Origin of the sequence: Acinetobacter lwoffii (genome assembly GCF_022967985.1) — a bacterium.
GTDB lineage: Bacteria > Pseudomonadota > Gammaproteobacteria > Pseudomonadales > Moraxellaceae > Acinetobacter.
In genome coordinates, this window is record NZ_JALJVC010000024.1 from 47,677 (window position 1) to 56,691 (window position 9,015).

Annotated in this window: 8 protein-coding genes, 3 pseudogenes and 1 other annotated feature; of the genes and pseudogenes, 7 read left to right on the top strand and 4 right to left on the bottom strand. The window is 38.7% G+C overall.

The window, feature by feature from the left end:
- Positions 1-17: 17 nt before the first annotated feature.
- Positions 18-293 carry a metal/formaldehyde-sensitive transcriptional repressor gene (locus tag MWG72_RS13165; RefSeq protein WP_001133625.1) on the bottom strand — a complete coding sequence of 92 codons (276 nt, stop codon included), beginning with the start codon at positions 291-293 and terminating at the stop codon, positions 18-20.
- Positions 294-762: 469 nt separating this feature from the next.
- Here MWG72_RS13165 and MWG72_RS13170 point away from each other — a divergent pair, with 469 nt between their 5' ends.
- Together MWG72_RS13170 and MWG72_RS13175 are read left to right on the top strand one after the other, a co-directional pair.
- Positions 763-1,758: a zinc-dependent alcohol dehydrogenase family protein gene (locus MWG72_RS13170; RefSeq protein WP_247144245.1), complete on the top strand. Its 996-nt coding sequence runs from the start codon at positions 763-765 to the stop codon at positions 1,756-1,758.
- Positions 1,748-2,764 carry a zinc-dependent alcohol dehydrogenase family protein gene (locus MWG72_RS13175; protein WP_174761223.1) on the top strand — a complete coding sequence of 339 codons (1,017 nt, stop codon included), beginning with the start codon at positions 1,748-1,750 and terminating at the stop codon, positions 2,762-2,764. The genes MWG72_RS13170 and MWG72_RS13175 overlap by 11 nt, the downstream gene beginning before the upstream one ends.
- A 14-nt stretch (positions 2,765-2,778) precedes the next feature.
- Here the strand turns inward: MWG72_RS13175 and MWG72_RS13180 are convergent, their stop codons facing one another.
- Positions 2,779-3,678 (bottom strand): LysR family transcriptional regulator, encoded by a 900-nt coding sequence (locus MWG72_RS13180; RefSeq protein WP_025467887.1) that lies wholly within the window; start codon positions 3,676-3,678, stop codon positions 2,779-2,781.
- A gap of 135 nt (positions 3,679-3,813) precedes the next feature.
- Between MWG72_RS13180 and MWG72_RS13185 the strand changes: the two genes are divergently transcribed.
- The 5 genes and pseudogenes from MWG72_RS13185 to MWG72_RS13205 form a co-directional block, all read left to right on the top strand.
- Entirely contained in the window at positions 3,814-4,554 is a 741-nt protein-coding gene (locus MWG72_RS13185) for an SDR family oxidoreductase (protein ID WP_002050925.1), read from the top strand.
- Between the two features lie 74 nt (positions 4,555-4,628).
- On the top strand, positions 4,629-5,627 hold the full coding sequence (locus MWG72_RS13190; RefSeq protein ID WP_171265324.1) for a zinc-binding alcohol dehydrogenase family protein: 999 nt from the start codon (positions 4,629-4,631) through the stop codon (positions 5,625-5,627).
- Positions 5,628-5,646: 19 nt separating this feature from the next.
- On the top strand, positions 5,647-5,931 hold the full coding sequence (locus tag MWG72_RS13195) for a putative quinol monooxygenase (protein ID WP_171265313.1): 285 nt from the start codon (positions 5,647-5,649) through the stop codon (positions 5,929-5,931).
- A gap of 175 nt (positions 5,932-6,106) precedes the next feature.
- Positions 6,107-6,277, top strand: a pseudogene (locus MWG72_RS13200) (IS3 family transposase); the annotation flags it as partial.
- Positions 6,275-6,370 (top strand): annotated as a pseudogene (locus MWG72_RS13205) (plasmid replication DNA-binding protein); the annotation flags it as partial. The pseudogenes MWG72_RS13200 and MWG72_RS13205, both read left to right, overlap by 3 nt.
- A gap of 185 nt (positions 6,371-6,555) precedes the next feature.
- Here MWG72_RS13205 and MWG72_RS13210 read toward each other — a convergent pair.
- Both MWG72_RS13210 and MWG72_RS13215 read right to left on the bottom strand, forming a co-directional pair.
- Positions 6,556-7,317, bottom strand: a complete 762-nt coding sequence (locus MWG72_RS13210) for an ankyrin repeat domain-containing protein (protein WP_247144246.1) — start codon at positions 7,315-7,317, stop codon at positions 6,556-6,558.
- A 207-nt stretch (positions 7,318-7,524) separates the two neighbouring features.
- Positions 7,525-8,758, bottom strand: a pseudogene (locus MWG72_RS13215) (IS3 family transposase).
- Positions 8,353-8,469: a sequence feature (AL1L pseudoknot), on the bottom strand. Its footprint overlaps the pseudogene before it by 117 nt.
- Positions 8,759-9,015: the final 257 nt, after the last annotated feature.

Sequence of the window (9,015 nt, forward strand, 5' to 3'; positions counted from 1 at the left end):
TAATTCCTTATACAGATCTATTTTAAATATGATTTTAGAATCTTGGCGATTTCAGCCAATTCTTCTTTTCGTTGTTGTTCTGTGGTTTCACCTGATACTAAAGTGTCCTTTAAATGAACCTCCAGCATTTCATTCATTAAACCATTAATAGCACCACGCACAGAGCATATTTGTTGCAGAATTGCACCACATTCCACATTGTCTTCTAACGCTTTTTCAATCGCTTGCGTCTGACCTTTGATCCTTCTGACGCGTAGAAGAATCTTTTTTTTGTCTTCAACCTGATTAGGCATCAGACCTCCTTATTTGCTAGCTTTTATACTATAGTACCCCATAGTATAAAAAAAGCAATATTTTTTATAAATCGAAAATCAAAAAGCTCTTTAGCGAAAATTTTCTATCCCTGTTTTTTAGTTTTTTTTAAATTAACATCATAGAGCTTATGCGAAAGTCACAAAAAAAATGGGACTTTTAGCTCCCATTTTTATTTTGGCTCATGTTCTTTGTAATGCTGGGACCTTTTAGAATTATGTTTCCAACTTTTAGCCACTTTGTAGATATTTTGAACGTTTCAAGCCTTGAAAATACTACCAACAGTTTAGGTTAAACCGCCTTTACAGACTGTACTAGAATATTTTTAATGAGCGTATGATATTTATTATTCACTATTTAGGAATTATTAAATCCTATAAATATCATTTATTGGATTAATTTACTTTGGTACTGTGCATATCATCCCCCAGTTAAGAATAAGGAACAACTATGAATAAGATGATGAATGCTCTTATCCTAGAAAATTTTGGTGATCATAAATTTACACGTACAGAACTCCCTATACCTCAACCAGAGGCTGGGCAAGTTCTAGTACGTGTTCATGCTAGTGGTGTAAACCCTATTGATTATAAAATTCGTCTTGGTGAAGCACCATATGCTATGCCAGAGCTTCCTGCCGTGTTGGGAACGGATATGGCTGGGGTTGTAACTGCTGTTGGTGAAGGTGTCACCCACTTCAACGTTGGAGATGAAGTTTACGGTCTGATTGGTGGCGTTCGTGGTCTTCAAGGATCTTTAGCAGAATATGTTGTAGCAGATGCTGATCTGATCGCATTAAAGCCACGGAATATCTCTATGCGCGAGGCAGCAGTACTACCATTGACGTTCCTCACCGCTTGGGAAGGTTTAGTGGATAACGCGAAGGTCCAACCAGGGCAAACTGTACTGGTTCAGGGTGGTGCTGGTGGCGTTGGTTATATGGTTGTTCAGCTTGCAAAAGCACTTGATGCAAATGTTTGGGCGACTGGTCGTACAGCTGATCAATCACTGATTTCAGAACTCGGTGCAACACCTCTCGATTACACAACAGCATCTTCCGATGACATTATTGCTGCAAGCCCTGAGGGTCAAGGTTTTAACATTGTTTACGACACTGTGGGTGGTCCAGTACTCGAAGCTTCACTTTCCATGACAACTCACTATGGCCACATTACCAGCTGTGCTGCATTTGGTAATCATAATTTAGCGAGTTCATCTCTACGGTGTGCCACAGTGTCTGGCGTATTCGTCCTAATGCCGATGTTAACAGGCAATCGCCGTGCTCATCATGGTGATATCCTTAAGATCGCGACTCGTCTTGTTGAGGAAGGTAAACTGCGTCCTATTGTTGATCCTCGTCATTTTACTCTAGACCAAGCGATTGGGGCTCATGATGCTGTTCAAGATCGCTCTGCCAATATTAAGGTCGTGATTGATGTCATTTAACGCACTTCAGGCCAAGACTTGGCGCTTCAATAGTATTGGAGATACAGACGTTCTGACATTAGAAACACTTCCTGTTGCTTTACCAGCAGCAGGAGAAGTTCTAATCCAGATGAAAACGATCGGACTCAACCGGGCTGATGTAATGTTTCGGCGTGGTACTTATATTCAAAAGGCAGTATTCCCTTCTCGTCTGGGATATGAGGGAGCAGGCATAGTTCTTGCGATAGGTGAAGGTGTACGCCAATTTTCTCCAGGAGATGCAGTATCGATTCTTCCGACTGACAATCTAGCCAAATATGGGACATATGCGGACAAGCTTCTGATTCCAGAAACTTTTTTAGTTCACAAACCTGATAGTTTAAGCTGGGAAGAGGCTTCTTCAATCTGGATGCAGTATTTGACGGCTTGGGGTGGTGTAATCCATGCTGGTGGAGTTTCGAAAGGAAAAACGATCTTGATCACAGCAGCTTCAAGTAGCGTAGGACTAGCTGCGATACAGATCGCTGAAGCAGCGGGTGCTAAGGTCATTGCAAGTACACAGACAATAGAGAAAAAGCAACGTTTACTGGATCTCGGTGTTAAAAATGTTATAGCCAGTGAAGATGAACCAGATTTGTATGAGGCGCTTGTTTTACGTTTAGGTGGAGAACATCTTGATGTCGCCTTCGATGCTGTAGGAGGGCCACATATTGAACAGATTGCAAAAGCGATGTCTGTGGGAGGAACTATGGTTATGCATGGTGCACTTAGCCCGGAGATCACACCATTTCCGCTTAAAGTTGCATTACGCAAGAGCTTAACCATGCGAGGTTTTTTGTTCCTTGAGGTTCTCCATGACCCTGTTCTAAGGGAGCAAGCCAGACGATTTATTCTTAGCAGTATAGGTGCAGGATATCTTCGTCCAGTGATCGACCGTTGCTTTAACTTTGAGGACATGCATGACGCTCAGCGCTATCTTGAATCAAATCAGCAAATAGGAAAAATTGTAGTTACTCTAGATACGTGATGGTCTTATCTGATTCAGGTTTCTATACGGCCCAGCACTTCCGCTAAGTAATCAAACAATGCTCGGATTCGCAAAGGTGTCGGGCCCCGCTGTGGACGATATAAATACAGGCGCCAAACGGGAGAGGTTTCCTCATGAAGTATCTGAATGAGCTTACCACTCCTAAGCCACGGCAAAACTAGAAATCCAGGCATGTGTCCGAATCCGACTCCAGCGAGAATAGCTTGAAATTCAGCTTCAAGATCATCTGTAATAAAACGGGGATTTGATGGCGTAAAGCTTCGACTTTCGGTGAATGTCCATGGCCAGTAACGCCCTGTTTTATGATCGACTAGTGCTGTTAGAGGGTATTTATCAAGATCAATAATTTTTTTAGGCATTCCAACCTTATCAATTAACTCTGGCGTACCCACAGAATAAAAGTTCACTTTAGCCAATTCCCTTGCCACATATCGATTGTCCGGCAAAAATCCAAATCTGATCCCGATATCTATCCGCTCATCGATCACATCCGAGTGTGAATCTGTTAGCACACAATCCACGACAATATCTGGATAACGTGTGGCAAATTCTGCTAGTGCGGGTACTACCAATTTGCGCCCTAACACAGACGACACAGTAAGACGGACAGTCCCACGCATTTCATCTCGTTTTTCCTTGGTGTCTTTTACAAACAAAGCATCGATCGATCCCACCGCAAAACGTGCTTGTTTTGCCAGACGCTCACCATCAGCGGTAATTTTAATTTGTCGAGTACTCCTGTAGAACAGAATCTCTCCGCGCTGCTCTTCTAGCTCTTTTATTGCCCGTGTCACTAGCTGCGGGGAAATACCCAGCTGAGTTGCTGCCTCTTTAAAATTTCGAGACTCTGCTGCGACACAAAAGATACGCATCATTTCCAATTTGTTCTGCATGTCCAATCCTGTGTTCTGGTAATTATTCCGTAAATAGGAATTCTGAAAGATAATATTATTCATTTATTATACCTAACAAGGCTGTAATACTTAATCCATCAAATATGATTGACAGATAGGTTGAAGGTTACTTGTATGAATAATATAGAAAATAAAGTTATTGTTATCACTGGTGCAAGTAGTGGTTTAGGTGAGGCTACTGCTCGCTTACTTGCTAAAAAAGGTGCAAAGGTTGTACTTGGTGCTAGACGTACTGAAAAATTACAGGCTATTGTTCACGACATTCGTGCTGAAGGTGGTCAAGCTGAATTTATTGGTATGGATATAACCAAACCACATGAAGTACAAGCACTTATTGAAAAGGCATTAAGCGCATTTGGTCAAATCGATGTATTGGTAAACAATGCTGGATTAATGTCTATTGCACCATTAAGTGAGCTAAAAGTTGATGAATGGGATCGTATGATCGACATTAATATTAAAGGTGTTCTTTATGGTATAGCAGCTACCCTACCTGTTTTCCAAAAACAAAACTTTGGACACTTTATTAATCTCGCATCTGTTGCAGGGATAAAAGTATTTAGTCCAGGAGGTACTGTTTATAGCGGTACTAAGTTTGCTGTAAGAGCCATCTCTGAAGGCCTTCGTCATGAGGTTGGGGGAACAATTAGAACGACTACTATTGAGCCTGGTGCAGTTGAGTCAGAACTAAAATTTGGTTCTTCTCATAAAGAAAGTTCAGAGTTTGTTACTGATTTCTACAGACAAGCCATACCAGCTGACTCAGTCGCTCGAGCAATTGCTTATGCAATTGAACAGCCTGCGGATGTAGATATTAATGAAATTGTTTTGCGCCCAACGAGCCAAGAGTTTTAATTATTGAATAACATAAAATGGGAGCACTTCGCTTCCATTTTTACTCTATTTTTTTTAAAGTTGTGGACAAATCTATGAAAGCCGTATCGTATGTTATAAATAATCATGATGATTTTAAAAATTCATTGGTAGATATTGAAAAAGCGAAGCCTACACTTAAGGAGCGTGATGTACTGGTAAAAGTTCAGGCAATCTCTGTGAATCCAGTTGATACCAAAGTGAGAAAAAATTCGTCTGAAGCAAATAATCGTATTTTAGGTTGGGATGCCGTTGGGGAAATTATCGAAGTTGGCCCAAAAGTTACCTCGTTTAAAGTAGGAGAGTCTGTTTGGTATGCTGGCGATTTAACCCGAGATGGTAGTAATGCTGAGTTTCAAGCAGTCGATGAACGAATTATCAGTCTTAAACCAATTACAGTATCTAATGCAGAAGCAGCAGCATTGCCATTAACTGCTATCACGGCATGGGAAATGCTGTTTGATCGGTTTCAAATTTCAGAAACAGATGTTGGCAGTATTCTGATTATTGGTGGTGCAGGCGGTGTAGGATCAATTGCTATCCAACTCCTAAAAGCAAAAACAAATCTGACCGTTATAGCAACAGCTTCACGTGAAGAAACGAAATCTTGGGTGGAATCACTTGGTGCCGACCATGTCATTGATCATAGCAAAGATTTAAATGCACAAATCGAGACACTAGGCATTGCAAAACCAAAATACGTATTCTCTACAAATCATACAGAAACATATATCCAGCAAATAGTTTCTCTGATTGCACCACAAGGCAAGCTTGGATTGATCGATGATCCACAAACATTTGATATTATGCCGTTTAAGACTAAATCTATTTCTATCCATTGGGAGTTAATGTTCACTCGTTCAATGTATGAAACCGATGATATTGAAAAGCAAGGTAATCTATTGCAACAGGTTGCCCAATTAGTTGACCAGCAAAAAATTAGAAGTACCCTCAACCAAAATCTAGGCAAAATTAACGCTGCAAACTTGGAGAAGGCGCATAAGTTGCTTGAATCAGGCAAGTCAAAAGGCAAAATTGTACTAGAAAACTTCTAAACAAATTAAAGGTGAAATAATGACTATTTCAATAATTGCGAACTTTAAGGCAAAGTCAGATCAAAAAGAGACGTTAGAAGCGCTTTTAAAAAGTGTAATAGAGCCTACACTTAACGAAGAAGGATGCTTGAAATATGAGCTTTATATTAGCGAAAATGACTCGAGTAGATATTTTTTCTTAGAAGAATGGCGTAGCAGGGAGGATTTAGATATCCATATAGCGTCTGATTATATTCAAAGTTTATTTGATAATATCCAATCGCTCATTGAATCAAGTGATATTGTAGAAATCAAAAAAATATAGCTGTATTCGGACGTTATGATGAAGTATTCTTCAAATTAACATAGGGACTTAGAAAGCTAACAAAAAATGGGAGCTCTAAACTCCTATTTTTTCTGATTTTTTAATAGTAACCTAGGATTCAACAAATTATGCCCCTAAGGGGAGCCACCCATACCCTGCATTTTGACAATAATGTCATCGTTTAGAGGCAGCAAATTTAAGAGCATCAGTCGGTACGACTGGTGATTCATATGATATTGCTTTAGCTGAAACAGTGAATGGCTTATACAAAACAGAGGTGATTGAATATTTAAAAGCAGATTGGCAAAGTTTAGCAGATGTACAACTTGCGACACTAAACTGGGTAATCGAGAATAAGCGAATTCCTATTCCTGAACACGTAGAGCCTGAACCGGAAAAAAGAGGCTTTTGGAGCCGATTCTTTAAGCCGTATGGCTGATTTGATTGTTCACTTGGGCTTATTAAAGCCGTGAAACATTGCTCACTTACTAAGCGTGAAACATGGAAAAACATAAAAAAAGCCCACCTTGGGGAAGATGGGCTATAAACTAGGAACTACAGGATTGATTTATAAGCGGAATTATAACGCATTTCGTATAAGGTGTATTATGTATTTTAGAAAACCTAATTAAATGTTTCTAGGTAGTTCATTAATTCAGTTTTTGCTTGCTTCTGTGCTCTTTCAAATGCTGTTTCCTTGTATTTGTTTTTATGTTTCATATCTATTCCATATTCAGCTAAGAACTGTAATCCGTATAAATTATTATAATCTACGAAAACATGTGGCATTTGGAAAACTGGATCTTTACCGAGAGGATCACAACCTAAATCTATCAGTAATTTATAAATTTCAGTATTCTGATTGAGTCCAGCAATAGCTAAGCCCTTTTGTGTCACTGTCTTAATAAAATATTCTTTAAAATGCTCAAAAAAATAAAAGACCATTTCATCTGAATATCTAAATGTCAATTCAAGTGGTGTATAGGCAAATGATTTTTTCTTTGGGTCTGCACCAAGTTCTAATAACTTCTTAGCTAAATCAGTATTATTTTTTTCAATGCTCAATCCTAAAGGAGTTCCTACACCTTTAAGACCTCTATTTAACTCACCTTTACTTATTTTTTTTGATAATAAAAAATCTATCTGATCTATTAAATTAACATGGCAAGCATATACAAGCGTTTTCTTGATTTTTTCTTGTGAAAGACTCTCTTCTAATTGAGCTTGTCGTTCTGTATCAAATGGTGTTACCTCATAAGTTTGATATAGAATTAACTCCATCGCATCATCCCAAAATAATTCAGGATTGTAATCAGTATGATGTATTACTTTTTTATAAATAGAATAATAACTGTAAATTCCATTATCTAATTCATCACTATCCATAAGATCATGTATTTATTGAAATATATCTTCAGTATTGCCTAAGTTTATGAATCCTTTTTCATGTATTTCATAAACAGTGGCATATCTTAAGTGAATAGTTTTATTCATCACAAAGAAAAAATCTTGAGTAAGCTTTAAGCTATCTATTTTTCTTAAAATTGTATCTATTGAACCGTACCGGGTTTGTCGGAGACTTTTTTATTTAAGTTAGGCCACCTGACCTAACGGGTTAATCTTATCATAGTACATTGCTTCAAACTCAAAAGGCGACTTGTAACCCAATGCACTGTGTACACGCTCTTTATTGAACCAATCTACCCAGTTGAGTGTCGCAAGTTGTACATCCGCTAAACCTTGCCAATCTGCTTTTAAATATTCAATCACCTCTGTTTTGTATAAGCCATTCACTGTTTCAGCCAAAGCATTATCGTATGAATCACCAGTTGTACCGACTGACGCTCGTAAATTTGCTGCTTCTAGACGATTGGTATAGCGAATGGAAAGATATTGCACACCTCTATCGGAATGATGAATTACATTCTTTGGCATACCTCGATCATGCAAAGCTTGTTCTAATGCATCAAGCACCATATCTGTATTCATACGTGTTGATACTTTCCATCCAACAATTGCTCGTGAAAACACATCAATAATAAATGCGGTATAGACCCAACCTGACTTGGTTTGAATATACGTAAAGTCACTGACCCACAGCTGATCTGGATGATCAGCACTAAAATTACGTTTCACTAAATCATTCGCTCGTTTTTGATCATCTCGGCTACGGGTGGTTTGTTTGTTCTTACCTCGCCAAACACCTTGTATACCTAGCTTTTTCATTAATCGAGCAACAGTACAGCGTGCAATAATATAGCCTTCACGTTTCAGTTTTTGCCAGACTTTACGTACACCATACCGACCTGAACTTTCCTTCCAAATTCGTTTAATCTCCTCAGCATGATGCAAGTCATGTAAATCTCGCTTTGCTCGATGTTCTGGATTTTCGCAGAGATCTAGAGTCCGGTAATAGGTTGAAGCTGCGATCGGTAAAATCCTACAAATCGCATCAACACCATATAAGTCTTTATTGTTATGGATGAAATCCACCATTATTTGTGTGGGCGGTCGAGCTCCGCCTGGGCGAAAAAAGCGGCTGCTTTACGTAGAATTTCATTGGCGCGTTGCAGTTCTTTATTTTCGCGTTCGAGTTGTTTGATACGTTCTTGGTCTGAAAGCTGCTGTACTTTAACTGGATTTTGTTTATCTAAATATTTTTGATACCAAACACGTAGTGTTTCAGGAGTACAACCCTTGCGCAGTATACTGCTCAGGGAGCAATAGCTGTGATCGCAGCCCAATTCGATGGATAATCTTTCTCGGATTCAATCAATAATTGAACCGCTCTTTCTCTGATTTCAGGGGTATATTTTAATTTTGTCATCGGGATAGTCTCTCAGAATATTGACTCTCCGACAAACCCGGTACGGTTCATATTGTTGGATTCATAAGTTGAGTTAAATATCATAAATTTTCATTTAGTATAAAAGAAAATTCCTCTAATATTGATTCCATTTAACATAATGGCTGTTATACGAACTCAAAATGTTAGAACCCATTTAAAGTGTCTATATTCTCACCAATAAAAATGTCTGGTTTATGATGGTTTTTATCACCATGGACTGGATATAAAATATAGAT